Source organism: Bacteroides sp. AF25-38AC (assembly GCF_003602995.1).
Classification (GTDB): Bacteria; Bacteroidota; Bacteroidia; order Bacteroidales; family Bacteroidaceae; genus Bacteroides; species Bacteroides uniformis.
Genome location: NZ_QTMD01000026.1, coordinates 22853 through 42607 on the forward strand (window position 1 = coordinate 22853; position 19755 = coordinate 42607).

The 19755-nt window shown below is 48.8% G+C and carries 17 protein-coding genes; 7 read left to right on the forward strand and 10 right to left on the reverse strand.

From position 1 onward, the window contains the following. The first annotated feature begins 2 nt into the window (after positions 1–2). Positions 3–512, forward strand: a complete 510-nt coding sequence (locus DWY55_RS16195; protein ID WP_009037517.1) for a flavin reductase family protein — start codon at positions 3–5, stop codon at positions 510–512. A 5-nt stretch (positions 513–517) separates the two neighbouring features. Here the strand turns inward: DWY55_RS16195 and DWY55_RS16200 are convergent, their stop codons facing one another. Next, a complete protein-coding gene (locus DWY55_RS16200) occupies positions 518–1357 on the reverse strand; it encodes a DNA/RNA non-specific endonuclease (RefSeq protein ID WP_057259077.1) in 840 nt (279 codons plus the stop codon). Between the two features lie 7 nt (positions 1358–1364). Next, positions 1365–3047 (reverse strand): SulP family inorganic anion transporter, encoded by a 1683-nt coding sequence (locus tag DWY55_RS16205; RefSeq protein WP_005825218.1) that lies wholly within the window; start codon positions 3045–3047, stop codon positions 1365–1367. 321 nt (positions 3048–3368) lie between these two features. Between DWY55_RS16205 and rbr the strand changes: the two genes are divergently transcribed. Then, the gene (rbr, locus tag DWY55_RS16210) at positions 3369–3947 is read left to right on the forward strand and encodes a rubrerythrin (protein ID WP_005825226.1); all 579 of its coding nucleotides are present in this window, start codon (positions 3369–3371) and stop codon (positions 3945–3947) included. A gap of 293 nt (positions 3948–4240) precedes the next feature. On the opposite strand, the gene DWY55_RS16215 is transcribed toward rbr, so the two are convergent. The 4 genes from DWY55_RS16215 to DWY55_RS16230 all read right to left on the reverse strand — a co-directional run bounded on the left by DWY55_RS16215 (position 4241) and on the right by DWY55_RS16230 (position 11789). Further along, a complete protein-coding gene (locus DWY55_RS16215; RefSeq protein WP_009037520.1) occupies positions 4241–6424 on the reverse strand; it encodes a DUF3857 domain-containing protein in 2184 nt (727 codons plus the stop codon). A 30-nt stretch (positions 6425–6454) separates the two neighbouring features. Beyond that, positions 6455–8203 carry a transglutaminase domain-containing protein gene (locus tag DWY55_RS16220; protein ID WP_118264310.1) on the reverse strand — a complete coding sequence of 583 codons (1749 nt, stop codon included), beginning with the start codon at positions 8201–8203 and terminating at the stop codon, positions 6455–6457. A gap of 18 nt (positions 8204–8221) precedes the next feature. After that, entirely contained in the window at positions 8222–9793 is a 1572-nt protein-coding gene (nadB, locus tag DWY55_RS16225; protein WP_005825234.1) for an L-aspartate oxidase, read from the reverse strand. A gap of 76 nt (positions 9794–9869) precedes the next feature. Further along, positions 9870–11789, reverse strand: a complete 1920-nt coding sequence (locus tag DWY55_RS16230; RefSeq protein ID WP_035447449.1) for a tetratricopeptide repeat protein — start codon at positions 11787–11789, stop codon at positions 9870–9872. Positions 11790–12009: 220 nt separating this feature from the next. Between DWY55_RS16230 and DWY55_RS16235 the strand changes: the two genes are divergently transcribed. Both DWY55_RS16235 and DWY55_RS16240 read left to right on the forward strand, forming a co-directional pair. Beyond that, positions 12010–12384 carry a helix-turn-helix transcriptional regulator gene (locus tag DWY55_RS16235; RefSeq protein WP_009037523.1) on the forward strand — a complete coding sequence of 125 codons (375 nt, stop codon included), beginning with the start codon at positions 12010–12012 and terminating at the stop codon, positions 12382–12384. Positions 12385–12417: 33 nt separating this feature from the next. Continuing rightward, complete coding sequence (locus tag DWY55_RS16240) at positions 12418–12810, forward strand: PH domain-containing protein (RefSeq protein ID WP_005833977.1); 393 nt, start codon at positions 12418–12420, stop codon at positions 12808–12810. A gap of 33 nt (positions 12811–12843) precedes the next feature. On the opposite strand, the gene DWY55_RS16245 is transcribed toward DWY55_RS16240, so the two are convergent. Then, positions 12844–13449, reverse strand: coding sequence for a hypothetical protein (locus tag DWY55_RS16245; RefSeq protein WP_005833978.1), 606 nt, complete (start codon positions 13447–13449; stop codon positions 12844–12846). A 202-nt stretch (positions 13450–13651) separates the two neighbouring features. On the opposite strand from DWY55_RS16245, the gene DWY55_RS16250 reads away from it, so the two are divergent. After that, positions 13652–14398 carry a LytR/AlgR family response regulator transcription factor gene (locus DWY55_RS16250; protein WP_008662289.1) on the forward strand — a complete coding sequence of 249 codons (747 nt, stop codon included), beginning with the start codon at positions 13652–13654 and terminating at the stop codon, positions 14396–14398. 153 nt (positions 14399–14551) lie between these two features. On the opposite strand, the gene DWY55_RS16255 is transcribed toward DWY55_RS16250, so the two are convergent. Both DWY55_RS16255 and DWY55_RS16260 read right to left on the reverse strand, forming a co-directional pair. Next, positions 14552–15763, reverse strand: a complete 1212-nt coding sequence (locus tag DWY55_RS16255; protein ID WP_117878846.1) for a hypothetical protein — start codon at positions 15761–15763, stop codon at positions 14552–14554. Continuing rightward, complete coding sequence (locus DWY55_RS16260; RefSeq protein WP_117878848.1) at positions 15760–17076, reverse strand: DUF4270 family protein; 1317 nt, start codon at positions 17074–17076, stop codon at positions 15760–15762. The genes DWY55_RS16255 and DWY55_RS16260 overlap by 4 nt, the downstream gene beginning before the upstream one ends. Before the next feature lie 242 nt (positions 17077–17318). Here DWY55_RS16260 and DWY55_RS16265 point away from each other — a divergent pair, with 242 nt between their 5' ends. After that, positions 17319–18398, forward strand: a complete 1080-nt coding sequence (locus tag DWY55_RS16265; protein ID WP_005825248.1) for a Kelch repeat-containing protein — start codon at positions 17319–17321, stop codon at positions 18396–18398. 25 nt (positions 18399–18423) lie between these two features. Next, positions 18424–18756 carry a DUF4907 domain-containing protein gene (locus tag DWY55_RS16270; RefSeq protein ID WP_005825250.1) on the forward strand — a complete coding sequence of 111 codons (333 nt, stop codon included), beginning with the start codon at positions 18424–18426 and terminating at the stop codon, positions 18754–18756. Here the strand turns inward: DWY55_RS16270 and DWY55_RS16275 are convergent. Continuing rightward, positions 18753–19700, reverse strand: a complete 948-nt coding sequence (locus DWY55_RS16275) for a hypothetical protein (RefSeq protein ID WP_120178156.1) — start codon at positions 19698–19700, stop codon at positions 18753–18755. The genes DWY55_RS16270 and DWY55_RS16275 overlap by 4 nt on opposite strands. Between the last annotated feature and the right edge of the window lie 55 nt (positions 19701–19755).

Below are 19755 nucleotides of genomic sequence, written 5' to 3' on the forward strand. Positions count from 1 at the left end.
TTATGAAATCAATAGCAATTAAAGATTTAAGTGAGAACTTCTTCGAAGTGATAGGCAAAGAGTGGATGCTGGTTACGGCAGGCAGTAAAGAACATTTCAACACCATGACTGCCAGTTGGGGAGGTATTGGCTGGCTTTGGAACAAGCCGGTGGTGTTTGTCTTTATACGTTCCGAGCGCTATACGTATGAGTTTATGGAGGAGAACGAATATTTCACCCTTTCTTTTTTAGGAAAGGAAAATCGGAGCATTTACAATCTTTGTGGCAGTAAATCGGGTAGGGAAGTGGATAAGGTAAAGGAAACTGGGCTGAATCCTATTGTTACCGAACGGGGAAACATTCTCTTTGAGCAGGACCGCCTGGGATTGGAGTGCCGCAAGCTTTTCATTACCGATATGAAAGAAGAACTCTTCCTCGACCATTCCGTCTACGAACGTTGGTATGGCGGTGACCACGGCGGATTGCACCGGGTTTATGTAGCCGAGATTGTAGATGCCTGGGTAAAGGAATAACTCCTTTACCACAGTTTCAAGTCATATTCGGCTTCCACCTTCTCTTCTATTTCATCCGGAAGGGTAGGGAAAAAGTCTATACCTGTAATTCGTTCCACTTCGTCCACTGTATTGACGTAGCTGTCCAACGGATGATTGCCCGATGCATTCTTATAAATGAAGCCGATGGCTTTGGGGGGATTGCTGTCTGCACACAGAACGACCTTGAAGAATGCTTCGGGCACTGTAATCTTGTGCTTCTTGCCGATAGTGCGGTGACGTTGGTCATAGAGAATAGGACCGCATACAATGTATATCTTGCCTTCTTCTTGTGCCCAACGGCGGCATGACTCTTCCAGTTCTTTCCAGTCGCCACGGTTCAGATTGTGGTTCTGCGGGCAAATGTTTGTCATGTAAAAGCTCTCTTGCATGGCTTTCCAGTGCCAGCGGTTGTCACCGGCGGGACACATATGTCCGCGGTCCATGCCGGCTCCCTTGTAATCATCGGTGGTTACTGCCTCGTGCTCAGGCAGGTCGGGGTCGGGCAAGAACTTGTCTGTACGGCTTTCACGCTCCACCAGTTTTTCGGGAGTGAGTTCCCAGGCTACCCAGTTGGGTATCTTTAAATCCTTGTTGTAGGATACTGTGTAGCCTTTCCGCTGGAGAATCTGTTCGGAGACGTTCTTCAGCTTTGCTGGTATTTCAAGGCGTGTGCCTGCTGTGAGTTCTATCTTGGCAGGCGTAGAATTCTTTTGCCTGGCATCCGAAAGTATCTTTGCAACGGGTTCATAGGCAAGGCAGACTGCACATATAAACAATATAAGATAATAGACGCCCTGCGATTGTTTCTTTTTTTTTCGTGCCATGCCGGGATTAGTGTTGGATAATCATTTTGGCCCTTTCCAGTGCCACATTTATGTTCGGACAGATATTTTCTTCGCCCAACAGCTCATAGAAGCCCGATTTTTCCAGTACCTTATGTACCTTTTCATTGACACCGGAGAGCACAATGGTTATTTTTTCCTTTTGGGACATCTCACAAAGGCTTGTCAAGTTATGGATACCGGTAGAATCGATGAACGGAACTTTACGCATGCGGATGATGCGCACTTTGGGGCGGTCGCCCAGCCGCGCCATGATTTCTTCGAATTTGGTGGCGATGCCGAAGAAGTAAGGACCGTTTATTTCGTATACTTCCACATCCTCGGGGATTATCAGGTGCTCGTCATTGCTTGCAATGTCCGATTCTGCATTCGGGTCTATTTCATCTTTGATGACGGATATTTCGGTAGTCTCCATGACGCGGCGCATAAACAGCACGCAGGCAATCACCAGACCTACTTCAATGGCAATAGTCAGGTCGAAGATGACGGTCAGGAAGAAAGTAATCAGCAGTACCGTGACATCCGATTTAGGATTCTTCAATAATGCCTTGAACGTACGCCAACCACTCATGTTATAGGATACTATGACCAGTACACCCGCCAGGCAAGCCATTGGGATATACTGTGCCAGCGGCATGAGGAACAGTAGGATAAGCAGCAATACCACTGCATGCACCATGCCTGCTACGGGAGTTTTTCCTCCGTTGTTGATGTTTGCCATGGTACGCGCGATGGCTCCGGTGGCAGGGATACCGCCAAACAGCGGGGTAGCCATGTTGGCAACACCTTGTGCTATCAGTTCCGTGTTGGAATCGTGTTTGTCGCCTATCACACCATCGGCCACGGTGGCAGACAGCAAAGATTCGATGGCACCCAGTACAGCGATTGTAATGGCTACGGGGAACAAGTTCTTTATCGCTTCCCAATCCAGGGCAGGCATCACGGCATCCGGCAGTTCGGCACGGATGCTGAAACGGTCGCCGATGGTATCGATACAATCAATGCCTCCATATACTTTCATCAGCCAGACTGCCACTGTCACCACGATGATGGCAATAAGTGACCCCGGAATCTTCTTCGAGAACCGCGGTGTAATGGCAATGATGAAGATGCTGACAATACTTACAATCGTGTTCCACCAGTTTACGGTATCGAAATGTCGGAAATAAATCATCCATTTTCCTACAAAGTCTCCCGGAACTTTCTCTCCTCCGAACGTCAACCCGAAAATATCGGCAATCTGCGTAGTGAAGATGGTGACGGCAATACCGCTTGTAAAACCTACGATGATGGGATAGGGGATAAACTTAATGACAGCTCCCAGTTTGAAAACTCCCAGCAGGATGAGCAGTACGCCTGCCATCAGTGTGGCGACAATAAGCCCCGATTCACCGTATTGCTGGATGATGCCATAGATAATGACGATGAACGCACCGGTCGGTCCTCCAATCTGTACCTTGCTCCCACCCATCAGGGAGATGATGAAACCGGCTATGATAGCCGTAATGATACCTTTCTCCGGTGATACGCCGGAGGCGATACCGAATGCAATGGCAAGCGGGAGGGCAACGATACCTACAATGATACCTGCCATCAGGTCTGCCATGAACAGTTCTTTAGAGTAATTTTTTAAAGCCGTGTATAGCTTTGGTCTGAATCCGAACGCTTTCATTATAATCTACTTTTTTATACGTTTTTTTATACAGAATGTAATGTATATATTGCAAATTGCCTGCAAAAGTAGATAAAATAATGGATATTAGTGAACACAACTGTGATGTATTTTGTTTTCCTTATCAGATATGTGCTATTAATTATGTCTGAAATACCTCTTCGGGTTATCGGTGAAGATAGATTCTTTCTATAAGACGATAAATAAATCCGATGGGGCAGAGGTGTGATTATTCCAAACTAAATTCGTAATTTTGTGTTGTTTATAAACAGTACGAACGACATTTATACGTAATTATATTAACTAATAAAAAAAGAGACTATGGCTAAAAGTGTTAAAGGAACTCAGACTGAGAAGAATCTGCTGACTTCATTCGCTGGTGAATCACAAGCAAGAATGCGTTACACTTATTTTGCAAGTGTAGCCAAGAAAGAAGGTTACGAACAAATCGCCGCTATTTTCACAGAAACGGCTGACCAGGAAAAGGAACACGCTAAACGTATGTTCAAGTGGCTGGAAGGCGGTATGGTGGAAATCACCGCTTCTTATCCTGCAGGTGTTATCGGCACTACCCTGGAAAATCTTCAGGAAGCTGCTGCCGGCGAACACGAAGAATGGTCATTGGATTATCCTAAGTTTGCTGATATTGCAGACGAAGAAGGTTTCCCCGAAATCGCTCTTATGTACCGTAACATCGCCATTGCCGAAAAGGGACACGAAGAACGTTATCGCGCTTTTATCCAGAATATAGAGACTGCCAGCGTATTTGCCAAGGAAGGCGAAGTGGTATGGCAGTGCCGCAACTGTGGTTTCATCTACACCGGTAAGGAAGCTCCTCAGGTATGCCCGGCTTGCTTGCATCCGCAGGCTTACTTCGAAGTAAAGAAGTCAAACTATTGATGATAATTTCCTCATAGAGAGAACAAAGTCCCGCAGAGCGAAAGCAAGCTCTGCGGGGCTTTTTGTTTGCTGTGACAGTCATATAGCTTGTAATTGCTGCACATTTGCTGCAGCGTCACTGCAAACAAATTGCAGTGCGACTGCAAAACTGTTGCAGTGCTGTTGCAAATCAATTGCAGTGCTGCTGCAAACCGGTATGCAGTGACGCTGCAAAAAGTATGCAGTCGTTTTGCAGTGGCTGTACAGTACGACAGCAAGCTGTGTATGGCGATGCTGCAGCGGGCAGAGAAGGATTAATAGCCGGTTGTTGGAGATGTAGGGGGATTAATGGTTGCTTGGAACACTATTGAAAGTGCTTCATAACTGTTGGCAGCATCGGTTATTTCAAGCAGTTTCTCCCAGTTGGCTACCGGTTCCGTCTTGTGGTTGATGCGTTTTTCGGCTTTTATTCTTAATGTTCCGTCTTCAGTGGTGGCTTGGACAATGAAAGCGCCGCAGTCGTTTTCTACTTTTACGTTCAGTCTTTCCAGGCCTTCGGGAGAAATTCGATAACCTTCCGGCAGATTGACTGTGATGTCCCATTGGTAACAACGGGGCATCTCCCAATAAATGTCCTCCTTGCGCAGGCGTTGTTCGCCTTTCAGCTCTGGCTGTGACCCTATCAACCGACCTACGGAGAGAACAAAGTTTGTACCCGCTTTCTTTACGTATCCGTCCAGTACATAGTCCACTTGATAGGCAAGTGCCGCACTGTCTGCCCGGTTTCCGATGCTGAAAAGCTGGTAGCCGAGGAGTGTTTCCAGTCCTTCTTCCGAGCCATGATAACCGATGATTTCATTACGGTAACGCTCTTTCTCCTGCTCCCGTTCACGGCGGTAACTTTCGCGCAGGTCGGCATGGAATTTTTCTTTGGTTTCGTCGTAGATGGTGGCTGTAATACCCAGTTGGCGACGAACGGAGTTGTAAAGGTCCTCATCCATAATGAGGTAGGGTTGGAAGTGTTCTTTCAGTGCACCGCTCATCTCTTCCCGGCGGCTGATGTGGAGAGTGGTGCCGCTTATAGAAGCGTTTATGGTAGCCATATCCCGGTTGTCTTGGGGGGTGGTGGAGGGAAGGGTAAGGCATGTGTTGTCTTCCAGTATGGCTTCTTCGCCTTGCAGGCTGGCAGGCACTTCACCGGGAACAGCATAGCAGGCCGGTGGAGTATAGCATTTTCCGTTGGATTCCAGATAGATAAACCAAGTGGTATTGCTGTAGTTGATGAGCTGGTCCAGAGGCTCCCGGGTATCTTTGGTCGTGATTCCTGTCCGGTGGGGAATACCTGCTTTTTCCAGAAGTTCGTGCATCAGCAGGATGAAACTGGCGGGAGTATAGTCTGCACCGTTTTCCATATACCGGTAATAGCAGTATTGGTAGAGGTAGTCCATCAGTTTCTTATCGCTCCATCCTTCGGCTTGACGGGCTTTGAGGGCTTTGGATATTTCGCCTTTCCGTCCGCTGCGCAGACCGGACCAGTTGGTGCCGGGAGCCTTCATGGAGGCACGTGTGTCATCTGTCATCAGTTTTGGATTGGGGTTGGCATATAGTCCCGGCTTGCGGGCGCTGGGTGGCATCCAGGCATAGGGTGTCTTGCTGTTGTAGATGTACATCAGAATCATGGGCGTTTGCCGGGCACTGTTGTACCAGAAGTCGGGAATGACACGTCCGGAGTCTCCGGTATGCAAGTCGAGGATATGGTTTCCTTCGGTATCGGTGCTATGGTCGAAGTTCCTTGCTCCGTTCAGGCAACGGTAGAAAGTGCTCAGCTTGGGGTCTATCTCGCAATGGACGGAATAGGCAAGCAGAGGATAGCTGTCCATAAAGTAAAAACCGAAAGGTTCGGGGTTCTGGTTGTTCAGTATGGTGTATCGTACGAAGAACAAGTCGATGATGTCTCCGATTTCCAGTCCGGGTACGGCCAGCTTGTTCCATTTCTCTTGGATGTTGTGGCTACGTGGGTGGCCGCCTTCATCGGTTTCCATGTACTCCTGCGGGGCTGTTTCCTGAATTGTTCCGTCCGGTTTGATGATGCGCACACCCAGTATACGCTGTTGTTCATTGCGGGTGTAGCGTTCTTTTTCCTGGGAAAGGAAGCTGAACTGTGACATCTCTTCCAGTGCACTTTGGCTGTTGATGTATACCATTTGGCGGTAGATGCTGCGGCAGGTTATCTGTTGTTTGGTCAATCCCATTCCCCACCAGTCCAACTTGGTTTTCCGGGTTACCTCCAGACGGCTGTGTGCGGCAAGGATAACGGCGGGTTCGTTTCTGTATTTCTCGGGTACAGTCATATTTTTAAAGTCGGGCAGGTTCAGCGACCATACTTCATTGCGCACTTCGCTTACGAGCGCAGCATATTTGTCTTCTTCCTTTTGGGCATTTAGTCCCGAAGTGGCAAGTAACATCAGCAGCAGTAGGAAAGAACGTGTTGTTTTCATGGTGATGGCGTTTTATGTTCAATTATTTGTTTAAAGGGTGCTTTGCCGGATTACTATCTGTTCGTTGCAGGCTTTTTTCCATTGTCGCAGGGCATCATTCCAAGCAGGGATAAGAGCAAGTGGAATACGTTTTCTGCGTATCTCCATCACTTTTCGGAAGTGGATATATCCTGCTCCGGCGCGGTAGGAGCAACTGAGGATGCCCTGATTCGTTTCAATGTGAAAGTCTGCAGGCAAATAAGACACGGCATATCCTTGTGGAATATCAATCGTTACCTCGCGTACAATACGGCATCTCCACGGCAGTAGGTAATCCTGCTTGCGGCGGGTGGTGTCAATGGGCTGGTGGAAGAAATCTTCGTGCGGGTCTGCTTCGAGGCAGTACTCTCCATCGGCCGATTGTACGGCAGCGGTATTGTTTATCTGATTGTTTAGCAGGTCTGTCTGCTTCTCCTTGGGGGTGTCATGGTAGAGACTGAGCAGGTATTCCTTGTATTCGCCCGTACTTACGCGGGTGGCGGTGCCTTTCAGGGTAGGGGGATTGCTGTCCGTCATCAAGCGATAGTGATAATTGAGACTGTCCGTAGAGGCGGAGGCATCCTGCTGGGGAAGAGTCAGTATCAGGCAGCTGTCTCCGTTTTCTACCAGTGCTTTTCGGCCTTGTATACCTTGGGGGATGTCTTCGGGCGGTAGGTATCGGTAGGTGGCATCCAGGCAATATCTTTTCCCTTGATGGAAAAGAAGGCAGAAGGCATGGTTGATGGCAGCCAGTGTCGGCACTTCGTCGGGAGAACTGGCGATGTCGTCCGTACCGATATAGGCCATTCGGGCATCGAATCCTTGGGCTTTCAGCAATGTGCGCAGCAGGAGTGCCATTCCCTTGCAGTCGCCGTAACGCTTGCGCAGCACTTCGGCAGGCCGGTCGGGCCGATGTCCTGCCAATCCGTTTTCAAAGGCGATGTAGCGTATGTTCTGCTGTACGTAGGCATAGGTGCGGCGTATCTTCTCCAGTTCATCGGTGCATCCGGCAGTAATTTCATCCGTCAGCATTTCGGCTTGGGGGAGAGTGCAGTCCACCTCGGCCAGTCCGTTCAGCCAGCGGTACATGGCCTGTACATCGGCAAAGGGACCGGTCACCAGCAGATGGGGATAGAGGCAGTTGTCTGCGGGAGCAGCTTCTTCCTTTCGGGTGGCAGGCACTCCTTTTAAGGTGTAGACAAAAAGGGAATCCCCTTCCTTATTCACGCTCTTTTCACACCGGATGCCGGGACCGAAGTTCTTCTCCACCAACCGGAAACGGGACAGTGCGGCAGGAATGGTGACGGTGATACGTTTCTTGCGGATGAAGTATTCCTCCGGAAAGTAGATGCGTGTAAAGTAGCGCAGGTCATGGAAGGTACGGCTGAACTGTACGGCCGCCTTTTTCCCCTGCCGGCTTAGGGAGAGGTTGAAGTAGCAGATGCGGGTATCGTCGAAGAATACATTTTCCGGTGTGGCATGGCGGTGGATGGCTTTGGGGGCAAGTACTCCCTTGGCTTTGGCTTCGTCCAGGGAGATGAATTCGCCATAGAACATATGAGGTTGTACGGTAGCTCCCATCCGCAAGGCTTCATATTCGGTCTTTCGGGTGTTTTGTACGATGGGGTTGTCTCCTGGTCCTTCTTTGAAAACATAGCTGTCTTCACAGCAGTTGATGATGATATTGTCGTCCATCGTCTGACTGTAGAGACAGCTTGAGAAAATATACAAAAAAATGAAAGAGAAATATTGTTTCCTCATGATGGAGAGGATTTATGTTTATTTCTTGGCGTGCGGATAGTCTATCGTGTAGTGCAGTCCGCGGCTTTCCTTGCGTTCCATGGCTTGCTTTGTTATCAGGTATCCTACGTTTATCATGTTGCGCAGTTCGCACAGCTCTCGGGTAGCCTTGCTCCGCTTGAAGAGTGCTTCTGTCTCCTCGTAAAGTATGTCCAGTCGGTTCCAGGCACGTGTCAACCGGGTATTGCTGCGGACAATGCCTACGTATGCCTCCATAATCTGGTTCACTTCCTTCATGCTTTGTGTGATGAGGACACGTTCTTCGGTGGAAATGGTACCTTCGTCGTTCCATTCGGGAATGTCTTCGTTGAAGTCATAACGTTCCAGTACGCTCAGCGCGTGTTTGGCTGCCGCGTCGGCATAAACCACGGCTTCAATCAGTGAGTTGCTTGCCAGACGGTTGCCGCCATGCAGTCCGGTGCACGAACATTCGCCGATGGCGTACAGGCGGCGGATGCTGCTCTGTCCGTCCAAATCCACCTTGATGCCACCGCAGAGATAATGGGCGGCGGGGGCTACCGGTATGTATTCCTTTGTAATGTCTATACCGATGCTGAGGCATTTCTTGTATATGTTAGGGAAGTGCTTCTTGGTTTCTTCGGGGTCTTTGTGGGTGACGTCCAGATACACATGGTCCTCACCGCGCTGTTTCATTTCGTTGTCGATGGCACGCGCCACGATGTCACGCGGGGCCAGTGAGAGTCGCGGGTCGTACTTCTGCATGAATTCTTTTCCGTCTTTGGTACGCAGCACGCCGCCATAACCGCGCATGGCTTCGGTGATGAGGAACGAGGGGCGGTCTCCCGGATGGAAAAGGGCTGTGGGATGGAACTGGATGAATTCCATGTCTTTCACTGCTCCCTTGGCACGGTAGACCATGGCAATGCCGTCTCCCGTGGCCACCAGCGGGTTGGTGGTATGGCGGTAAACGGCTTCGCAACCGCCCGTTGCCATGATGGTGACTTTGGAAAGGAAGGTATCCACCTCGCCCGTCGCTTCGTTCAGCACATAGGCACCGTAGCACTTGATGCCGGGGGTGTGGCGGGTAACGATGATTCCCTGGTGATGCTGGGTAATGATTTCCACAGCGTAATGGTCGGTCAGTACGGTGATGTTGGGGTGTTGCTTCACAGCTTCAATGAGGCTGGTCTGTATCTCTGCACCCGTATTGTCCTTATGGTGGAGGATGCGGAATTCGGAGTGGCCGCCTTCTTTGTGCAGGTCAAACTCTCCGTCCTCCTTTTTGTCGAAGTTCACTCCCCATTTGATAAGCTCCTTGATTTGTTCGGGGGCATTGCGCACCACCTTCTCTACGGCTTCACGGTCGCTTATCCAGTCACCCGCAATCATGGTATCTTCGATATGCTTTTCAAAATTGTCTACGGCCAGATTGGTGACAGAGGCGATACCTCCTTGTGCAAAATAAGTGTTTGCCTCTTCCAAACCTGCCTTACAAATGAGGGCTACTGTTCCTTTATGCGCTACTTTCAGCGCAAAACTCATACCGGCAAGTCCGGAGCCGATAACGAGAAAATCGAACTTTCTTACCATAGGTTTTGTGTATTAAACGCCGCAAAGATAGTGTAAACCAAACGTAGAGCAAAATAAGCGGGCTTATTTTTATTTGTTATGTAAGGTATTGTTTCAATACTTCATCCAGGGATTTTTCTTTGGGCAATTCCATGTTCTTGCGCATGCGCGAACGGACTACGTTTACACTATTCCGGTTGATTCCCATGATAAGGGCTATTTCGTCGGTACTTTGGTTCATGCAGATGAGCATGGCCAGCAATTCTTCGTTGCGGGTCAGTTGAGGATAACTTTCGCGGAGCTTGGGCAGATAAGAAGGATGTATGGTGGCAAACGACCGGCGGAATGTGTTCTCATCTTCCCTGCTGAGCAGGCTTTGCACGGTGAGCTGGCGAATGGAGTTGAGGTTATTGGTAGCCATGGCCCGTTCTATTTCTTCCGTCAGTTGTTCGTTGCGGCGGTTCAGGTCTTGCTGCCGGGTAATGAGGGTCTGTATTTCCCGTTTGTTGTTTTCTATAAGCTGGTGGTTGGCCTTCCTTCGGATGATGAAATAGGCTGTAGTGGTGATAAGTAGCAACAGTAATGTAATGGAGATGCAGATGTTGTAGAACAACTGCTGTTGCTGCCATTGCACTTGTGCCGAGAGCAGTTTGTTTTCTTTCTCTTTTTGGTTGGCATCAAACCGGATGTTGGCTGCTGCCACAGCACGTTTCTTTTCGTTATTGTCCAGAGAATCGGCAAACTGTCGGTTACGGATGTAGCAACGAGCAAAATCGTCGTTCATGCCTTTGGCCAGATAGTAATCCATTAATATCTCGTTGGCATCGCGGCCTTCCATGAACTTCATGTTGATGAGGTCTTGTGCAGCCCGGTCTATCAGGTGTATGCCGTTTTGCTCCTTCCCGGTTTGCAGTAAGGCCCGGCCTAGGTGGAGGTTGAGTTGGTATTTGGCCCATTGGGGCATCCGCACGGTATCGGGACAGATGCTAAGGGCAAGTTGCAGTGCTTTTTCCAAAGAGTCGGGATAGTCCAGATAACTGTTTACCGTTTCTACTTTGTTTACGAATACGCCCTTAAAGCTGTTTTGTATCATTGACAACTTTTCTCCCAGCCTGAGGTAGTGGAATACAGAGTCCTTTTGATTCATGTTACGAAAGATCTGGGCACGGTAGCGGTACAAGTCTCCCAGTCCGAAGCTGTCTTTCAGCATGGAGTAGTATTGGGCTTTTTTGTTCATTTCCAGGGCCTGGTCGTACATACCCAGTTCGGCGTAGAGATTAGCTTGTTCTCCGTAGGCAATCACTACATTTCCAGGTGCTATGCTGTCGTTGTAAGTGGCTATGGCCTCTTGGTTAGTGGCTATAGCTTTCTCGTATTCACCACTGAGGTGGTAATAGATGCCCAACCGTGACATTATCCGCAGCATGTTCGGGAAGTTTCCGCCTTTCCGGTAGACATCTATTGCTTTTTCCAAGATTTGGATGGCTTTGGGTAGATTGTTTCCGGAGTACATGTAGACACCGCTTATGATTTCTGCCTGCCGGATAAAGTCATTGGCACTGGTACAGACCGGTAACTGGAGGTAGTCTTCTGCCAGTCGGACAGCTTCCGGGTTATTGCCATACAGTTGGTTCAGTCCGGCCTTGAAGCTCAGCAGTTCGTGCGGGCAATGTTCGCGGATGAGGGGATGGTTCCCAATGCTGTCCATATAGTCGATGCCGTCTTTGTATTGTTTGGTGTTTATGTAATTGTTCCCGCAGGCATTAAATATCTTGCGGGCATAGTAAATCAGGGTATCTGTAGTTCCGTTTTTTTCTGCCGATTCCAGGATTTCGGGCAAGGTCTGTTTGGCAAGATCCAACGTTTGTTGCGCTTTGTTTTCGAGTAGTAAGGCATTGATTTGTTGAAGGACATTGTTCCAATGCCTCATTTCGTCTTGTTCCGAAGAGGTGGAGCGGTTGGTGCAGGCTACAGCTACGAGAATCAGAAGTAAAAATGAAAGTTTTTTGGCATTCATATTTTGTGGACTGTTTGTTTTGTAAGGCAAAGATATAATTTCTTAATTTAAAATTTACAACAATAGACTTGTTTTTTGTTTCTTGTTAATTATTTGATAATAAATATAATATGAAATTGTATATCAGATTGTATATCGTATTCTTATGGTTAGGTTGTGCATATTTTGCAAATTTGTATCAAAACGATTGTAAATATGTATAATGGTGAGATAAGATACAATGAAAACAAAGAAAACAGTGACACCTTTTAATATGCAGGAGATTGCCAGAGCTTTGCGCGAAATGATTTCGGAAGATTCTCCCAATGCTTCGGAGGCTTTGTTGTCCGGAACTCGTGAGGCTGTATTCCGTGAAATCTTTATTTTTCATTATCCTTCTTTTTTAGAGAAACTTTATCAGTCTATTCCGGAGGTGGATAAGGATGAAGAACTGATATGTATGCTGGTAGCTCTTGGACAGTCTGTAAAGGAGATTGCAGAACTGATTTATTTTTCGCCGGAACGGGTAGAATTGTTATGTGCTTCGGTCTGCCGCAAGCTGAATGTGACGGAAGTTCGAAAAATGGAGATACTAATGAAGAAGTTGTTATCATAAAAATACGTACCTTAGCGGCAAAAATCAGATAAAATGAATCGAATCTTTCATGCGCGCATTGCTATGGGGCAGTATCTGTTTCTCATCCTGATAGGTATTCTCGCCGTCTATATGCTTTGGTACAAGTCTCCGTTCCTGGCTGCTATTTTCATGCTTTGGCTGGTGGTTATTATCGAGAAGCTGATTCATACCACCTATACCGTAACGCCCGACGGGAAGTTGGTGCTGTCCTTCGGCCGTTTCTCCCGGAGTAAGGAAATTCTGATGAAAGACATCACTTCTGTGGAGCGTGCTTCTTCCATGCAGGTAGGGCGGTTTGCGGTGATGCGCTATGTGCTCGTGAAATATGGCGAGGGCAAGTGTGCAGTGCTTCTTCCCGTCAAGGAGGAGGAGTTTATCCGGTTACTGGAGGAACGGAGAGGGTGAGCAATAGGGTGTGCCCACGTATGCGATTCCGTTTTAATCTGCCGTTATCGGTTCCATGGTAATGTCTCCTGTGTAGCTTTCCGGAGTTGTTTGTATGAACTTTCCCTTTATCTGTTTTTCCGTTTTTGTATATTCACCTGCGAATGTCAGCGTATAGGTAGCTACAAGCTTGCTGTAGTGTAGTGTTCCTTTTATGATGAGCCGACAGTGAGGTTGTATGCTGATGGTGGAAGTACTGCTGTTTGGACCTTTGGCTTTTGTTGTTTCGCTGCCATATTTTATGGTTGCCCCACTTAACAATAGTTCATCTCCAAACATGTAAGGGGTATTGACGAACACATCTTCTTCCCCCATCCATACAAATGCTTCGGGGTCGTTGCTCTGAAAGGTGGTTTCCTGCCATGTGTCTTCGAAGGGGGAGTTTGTGGTGGTGATACTATTGTTTAAATTGTTTTCCATGATGAAGGGCAGGAGCTCTACATCATACGTACTGAATCCATCCCCTTCTTCAAAAGAGTATTGAATATCTTTGAACAGATATTTTTCAGCATCTTTAATTTCGTCTTTATCATAACAGCCGGTCGTGCAAACAATCAGCATGGCGGACAATACGAGGTGGAATAGTTTCTGTTGTTTCATAGCCTTTACTTTTTGTGGGGATGTACATGCAAAGATAAGTTTATTTTTTGAAACTGTTCATAATAAGCACTTTATTTTCCTGATAATATAGTCTTTCCGTAGAGGCAGATTGTTTTTGAATCATAAATAAAGCTTAATTTTAGCTCTTCTGTTTGCAGTTTTTCGGATATGGCAGCGTCCATTATGTAAAAGAGAAACGAATATGAATTTGAATTGCGCCATTTTACATGCAGACCCGGAGATTGCCGGAAGGTTGGAAGAGTATATCGACAAGGTTCCTTTTCTCTCTTTGCACGGAAAGTACGGCAATCCTCTTGAAGCGCTGAAGGATTATTATGAGACAAAAGTGGAAGTTTATTTTATCGGCATCTATCCGGTGGAAGAAGGTGAAATCAACGGAATGGATTTTTGCAGGCTCTTGTCCTCGTCCACTCGTGTCATTTTCATTACAGACACCGACCGCTATGCTGCCGAATGTTTCCGTCTGGATGCGTTGGACTATCTGATGGACGGGCTCAATTTCTCCACGTTTTTCCAGTCTGTCAGCAAAGCGGCACGCTGGTTCTCTTTGCAGGATGCAGGTACGTCCGACTCCAAACACAGGCAAGGTCCGGAAGAGGTTCCGAAGGTGATTTACATGCGGTGTGACAACCGCATCATGCGGCTCGACCTGGAACGGATAAACTATATAGAAGGTATGGGCGATTATGTGAAGATTTTCTGTAAAGATTCCCCTAAGCCTATCTTGAGCTTGTGCAGTATGAAGTACATGGAGGAAAAACTTCCGGCGAACGAATTTATCCGTGTGCACCGTTCTTTTATTGTCCGCATGGACTGCATCAGCGCCATCGGGCGCAGCACATTGCTCATCGAGCAGAAGGATGTCCCCATTGGCGATGCTTACCGCGAAAGGGTGAAAGGGTATGTGTCCAGGCTGGCAGTGTTGTAATACCCTGTTTTCAGATACTATATACTTTGTTTGTTGGATCTATAGTTCCAGCGTGCTGCATCTATATATGCAACGCGTTGCATATATAGATCCAACAAATGATAATCATTCTGTGTAAAATCCGTGTAATCTGTGGTGAACCGGAACCTTGTATTACTTTAGTTTTGCCCTCGAAATCCTTTCCCCGAACGTCAAGTTCAGATTCAGGCTGAATCGGCTTTCCTGCATCAGATTGCTGCGTGTGTTCAGTTGTTTCCGCCAGGTGGCGCCCAGCGAAAGATAGGAGTACCGGATGGGGAAGCTCGCCCCTACACTGGCTTCCAGATACTGCATCTTCCCGCCTTTCAGGTTGATATAGGAGTTGCCGAAACCTATTCCGCCCATCAGCTCGGTGGAACGTGCCAGACGTGGCTTGGTAATGTAGCTGCCTCCCAGGTTCACTTTGTGCTGGTTCTCGTATTTCATGGAAGTGTAAGAGGAGGAGTTGCGGCTCCAGTCCAGGTAGTTGTAGTCGGCGGTCAGCACCCAGCGTTCGGTGACCATGCTGAGGCCGGTGCCGAGGTGCATGGGCAGATATTGTGTACGGCTGTGGTATCCTTTATCGAGGTTCTCGCTGGTAGATGAGTTGCTGTAAGTCAGTGTATTGTCGTGGCTGATGGGAAGGGAGGGAGCAAATACCAGCCCTGCCGCCCACTTCCGTTGTCCGGTCGCACCCCATTCGTAATGTATGCCGAAGTCCGCATAAAAGGCCCGTTTAGAAGATTCGTACTTTACGACGGCGCTTTCCTGCGTTTCGCTTTGCGTCACTGTGCCCGCTATCATCCCCAGGTTGATGCCGACCGACAGTTGCCTGCTCAGTGCAAAGGCATTGGTGACGTAGCACCGGTATAGTCCGCCCGTACCCTCAAAGAGCGAGTAGGTGTAGTTGCCGGGCATTCCCTCTATCTCTTCTTCGGTCTGGATGACATAGCCCACACTGCTGTATGGTGCTGCACCTACAAGGGCATACCAGCGCGGCAGGACACGGAAGCCCATGCTGATGCGGTTGGGGTTGCCGGTGAAGTTGGAGCTGTGTTCGCTCAGGAAGGAGTAGCGGGCATATGAGGCAGATGCACCCACATCGAACGTGAAGCAGGCGGTGTCCATGCGGGTGATGGCTGCGGGGTTCAGCGTGTTCAGAAATCCGGTACGGTTCAGGGCGATGCCCGTGTTGCCCATGCCGGCATAACGTCCGCCGTCACCGGCACTCAGTTCGCCCACTCCGTACATGGAGGTGGGCAGGTTGGTGGTGTTTTGTGCCACGGCGGTGAGGCTTGCCGTACACAGACTGCACAGCAGAAGGGGAATCCGGTAATGGCGTTTCATTGCTCGTTGTATATTTTGAATCTTACGTCTAATCTGCATTGGTTTTCTTGTTCGGGGTCGTTGGTGAAGATGACCTGGTTGAAGGTGGTGGTGCTTTCTTCGTCTGTCAGACTCATCAGCAGTTTCTGCCGCTTGATGCCCGAAGTGCCGTAGTTGTTGCGGATGAATTCGGTGAGGTCGAAGGAGTAGTAGGTCTCTTTCCCGTACATCTCGTCGATGGTCAGGTCGCCGGTCTGTACGGTTACGCCGTCACTGCCGTATACGTAGTCCTCCAGCACATTGTTCTCGTCCGTGATATAAAGGCGGATGTCATTGGGAAGCTGGCTCACTTCGTTGTAGCTCCGGGCCAGAGGATAGAGGTAGAGTGTGGCGCTCTCTATGGAGACTATCTGTCCGGCACTTCCGAGGCTGTTGAGGTAGGGGAATTCCAGTTGGTTGTAGTAACCCGTCAATCCCTGCATATAGGCCAGGCAACCCATGTCGCTGGAGTGGACGAGGTTCTCTATTCCGCTTTTCAGGGAAGCAAGGTGGGTGCCGGTGGGGTCGTGCCGGATACCGGTATAGGCATAGTCGGTGTTTACGCTGAAAGTCAGCACTTGTCCGGTCCGCTGGTTGGAGACTTCCTGGTAGTGGAGGTTGATGCTCATGGCAGAATCATTCACCATGAATCCGGTGATACACTGCCCGTCGTTTTCGGGAACAAAGACCAGTCCGGGGAATTTCTTCTTGAACTTGTCTTGGGTATCGAAGTAGTCATCTTGGGCCACGAGGTCATTCAGCAGTTGTTGTCCCCATGAGTCGGGCAGGCGGACGCTTACTTCCTTCTTCCGCCCCGGGCAGGGGGTGAAGGTAAAGCTGAAGAGTGGGGCATCTTCCGTCGGGAGTACGGTGCTGTTGTAAAGGTCCTCGTCGTTGTCCAGCACGATAGGGCTTTTCAGCCGGTAGATGGAGATGCGCTGTTGCGTCAGGGTATCTCCCCAGAAATGGCCCGAAGGTATCATTCGCAGTACGAGGGAGTCGAGGGTATAGGTATAGTCTGTGTTGGGGGTGAAGTCGGACGTGGAGTATTCGGCATAGTAGGTGGCGGATACTTCTCCCCAGGCGCTGCTCCGGTAATGTCCTAGCTGGCAGATGCTGTCGCCCCGGGTCTCTATGGAGTCTAGCAGGATGGTGCTGATGTCTACCGAGCAGGTGTCTGCGTATACATTATAGAAGGAGCTTTCCACGAGGCTCTTTCCAAGCTGCGAGTTCTCGTCCTGGCAGGCGCAGAAGATAGCGAGGACTGCGAATAAGCTGTACAATGACTTCTTCATTTCTGTTCTTTTAGTTGGCGGCAAAGGAAAGGCAAAACTTTTATATCTTCCTACAAAAATCGGCGTTCGGACGGTTTTTATCGGTAAAGGCGTTTAACGGGAATTTCGGACTGTTCGTCGGTTATTTTTGTCGGTGTGGTTGCGGTGGTTTACTTTTGCGGACAGACAAAAAGGACCTCCCGCAGCTTCTTGTTTTGGAAAGTGGGAAGTATAAAGCTTAATCATTAAAAAAACAATAAACAATGAACAGACTATTGGTAGGAATAATGTTGCTGGCCATCGTGTGCATTGCCGGCAGTTGTACGGACGAGGATGAATACACTCAGGGGCAGTGGATGAAGAAAGCCAGCTATAACGGTGTGTACCGCGCTTATGCCTCCGGCTTCACCATCGGCAATTATGGATATTTGTGTGGCGGCTTCTACGGAGCGAACAAGGATTACCTGAACGACCTTTGGGAGTATGACATGAGCCGGAACAGCTGGACGCAGTGTGCCGACATGCCCGTTGCCGGGCGCAAGGCTGCCGTGGGCTTTGCCGTGAATGGCAAGGGATACATTACGACCGGTTCCGTAAAGGACGGCTCCTCGTCCTACTGTGTAGCAGATACCTGGGAGTATGACCCTGCCACGGATACCTGGACACGGAAAGACGACTTCAAAGGTGGAGTACGCGATGGTGCCCTGGCTTTCAGTATAGGCGGATATGGCTATGTCGGTACGGGCTGCAACAGCGACGCTACCGGCAGCGAGAGTGCCTACAAGATGGACTTCTACCGTTTCAACCCCAATGGCGCCGAAGGTTCGCAATGGGAAGCGGTGAGCGGGTATGGAGGCGAGAAGCGCTACTTCGGTACGGCATTCGTCATCGATGAGGTGGCCTACATCTGTTGCGGGCGAAACAACAGTACCGATCTGGTGGATTTCTGGAAGTTCGACGGAAGCAACTGGACCCAGTTGCGTGACATTGCCGATACGGACTCCGACAATGACTATGACGATGACTACGCCATCACACGGTCCGAAGCCGTATCCTTCGTCATCGGTGGAAGGGGATTTGTGGCTACGGGAATACGTAACAGCACTTCCTTGAGCAGCGACTACTGGCTGTACGACCCTGACAAGGACTTATGGTACGGCGATTCCGATGACGACTTTACCCCCATTACAGATGTACATAATTATCCTTCCGGTGCTTCTTCGCGCAGGGCTGCCGTTGGTTTCTCTACCGGCGAACGTGGTTTTGTGCTGACGGGAACAAGTGGTACCAGCTACTTTGATGATGTGTACGAACTTCTACCCGATGAGGAAGAGGAAGTCTGATTCGCCCCATAATTGAACGGAACTTATGAAGCTGATGTTTATTATGATAAAGATAGGTGTACCGGCTGTGATGGCGGTATGCCTTTCTTGCTGTTCGGGTCATACTGCCGGCGGTGGCAATGAGTTGAAATGCCGGGTGATGGAGGTGGAAGGCGGTTACGGCTACGTGGTGCTGCATGGAGCCGATACCCTGATATATCAACCTTTTATACCTGCTTTGAGCGGTCGCCTGCCATTTGCAACAAAGGTGGAAGCGCTGGCGGCCGGTCGGCTGGTATGCCGTAAGCTTGCCGATGGGCAAGCTCCGGCATTGAGCAGGGAGGAGGTGGAGTCTTGTCTGACAGACACTGGACTCTAATCTTCTAAAGAATCCTTTACTTCGTGATGTATTTCCGAGCAGTCATAAGGGTATCTCTGCATGAATTTACCCTTGAGTACCTTCTTTGTATCGCTATCGGGACGTGAAAGGGTGGCGGTGAATGTCACTTGAAGCCGTTTGTAGTAGATGGTTGAAGTGTATATGTTCCATTTCATGCCCACTATGTCTACTTCAAAATGTTTATATCTCAGTTCGTCTTCTTTGTAATACTTGCCTTGGTTGATGAAGAATAACAGTTGTTGTCCCATGATTATTTTTCCGTCTTCTATGTGGTTGGGCAGATAGATGCTACGTTTCTCCGGGTCTATGCTTTTGAAGGTTTCATCAGAGTGCCCATCGGGTATGAATGCGTATTCTGTCCATTTATTGATGAATGGATAGTAGTCATGCTTGTCGGTTGTGTTTCCCAGATTTTCATTTTTATAGGTACTCTTATCAGGTCCTGTTCCGGCTTCTTTCACTCCGTCACCTTCTTCCACGCTGTATTCGATGGACTCTATCTGATAGAAGTTAGTGCACGGTTCTTGGTGTATGATGATTTGTTCCTTGTAGAGTCCCGTTTTCATCTCAAGGTTGATGATGAGGCTACGGGATTCATCTAAGTCAAAGTTGTCTTTAAAGTGCAGGATGAGATGGCTGTCGGTGTCCCGTTCCAAGTCCCACCATTTATAATGCAGGCTTCCCGTACCTTCCAGTTGTGGGAGCTTGTTGCCATCCATCATGAGGTCTCCCCATGGGGTGGTGATGGAGGTTATGCGCCAGTCGCCGCGTGTTAGGTCTATCTGCAGGGTAGAGGCTTCGCCCTTCACGGTAGTTTCCTGAAAGGGCGAGAGGCGGATTTCATCGCTATCATTGCAAGCCGTCAGGCCGCAAAGGAAAAGAGCGAACAAAAGGATGGATTGGAATAAGTCAGTCGTTTTCATGTTGGTTATTATTTGATTATGTCCATTGGACGTGGCATTCTTTGTAAATGCTGCA

Excerpts from the sequence above, each read along its gene's own strand:
- DWY55_RS16195 (WP_009037517.1), top strand. The coding sequence starts at position 3 with ATGAAATCAATAGCAATTAAAGATTTAAGTGAGAACTTCTTCGAAGTG.
- DWY55_RS16200 (WP_057259077.1), bottom strand. The coding sequence starts at position 1,357 with ATGGCACGAAAAAAAAAGAAACAATCGCAGGGCGTCTATTATCTTATA.
- DWY55_RS16205 (WP_005825218.1), bottom strand. The coding sequence starts at position 3,047 with ATGAAAGCGTTCGGATTCAGACCAAAGCTATACACGGCTTTAAAAAAT.
- rbr (WP_005825226.1), top strand. The coding sequence starts at position 3,369 with ATGGCTAAAAGTGTTAAAGGAACTCAGACTGAGAAGAATCTGCTGACT.
- DWY55_RS16215 (WP_009037520.1), bottom strand. The coding sequence starts at position 6,424 with ATGAAAACAACACGTTCTTTCCTACTGCTGCTGATGTTACTTGCCACT.
- DWY55_RS16220 (WP_118264310.1), bottom strand. The coding sequence starts at position 8,203 with ATGAGGAAACAATATTTCTCTTTCATTTTTTTGTATATTTTCTCAAGC.
- nadB (WP_005825234.1), bottom strand. The coding sequence starts at position 9,793 with ATGGTAAGAAAGTTCGATTTTCTCGTTATCGGCTCCGGACTTGCCGGT.
- DWY55_RS16230 (WP_035447449.1), bottom strand. The coding sequence starts at position 11,789 with ATGAATGCCAAAAAACTTTCATTTTTACTTCTGATTCTCGTAGCTGTA.
- DWY55_RS16235 (WP_009037523.1), top strand. The coding sequence starts at position 12,010 with ATGAAAACAAAGAAAACAGTGACACCTTTTAATATGCAGGAGATTGCC.
- DWY55_RS16240 (WP_005833977.1), top strand. The coding sequence starts at position 12,418 with ATGAATCGAATCTTTCATGCGCGCATTGCTATGGGGCAGTATCTGTTT.
- DWY55_RS16245 (WP_005833978.1), bottom strand. The coding sequence starts at position 13,449 with ATGAAACAACAGAAACTATTCCACCTCGTATTGTCCGCCATGCTGATT.
- DWY55_RS16250 (WP_008662289.1), top strand. The coding sequence starts at position 13,652 with ATGAATTTGAATTGCGCCATTTTACATGCAGACCCGGAGATTGCCGGA.
- DWY55_RS16255 (WP_117878846.1), bottom strand. The coding sequence starts at position 15,763 with ATGAAACGCCATTACCGGATTCCCCTTCTGCTGTGCAGTCTGTGTACG.
- DWY55_RS16260 (WP_117878848.1), bottom strand. The coding sequence starts at position 17,076 with ATGAAGAAGTCATTGTACAGCTTATTCGCAGTCCTCGCTATCTTCTGC.
- DWY55_RS16265 (WP_005825248.1), top strand. The coding sequence starts at position 17,319 with ATGAACAGACTATTGGTAGGAATAATGTTGCTGGCCATCGTGTGCATT.
- DWY55_RS16270 (WP_005825250.1), top strand. The coding sequence starts at position 18,424 with ATGAAGCTGATGTTTATTATGATAAAGATAGGTGTACCGGCTGTGATG.
- DWY55_RS16275 (WP_120178156.1), bottom strand. The coding sequence starts at position 19,700 with ATGAAAACGACTGACTTATTCCAATCCATCCTTTTGTTCGCTCTTTTC.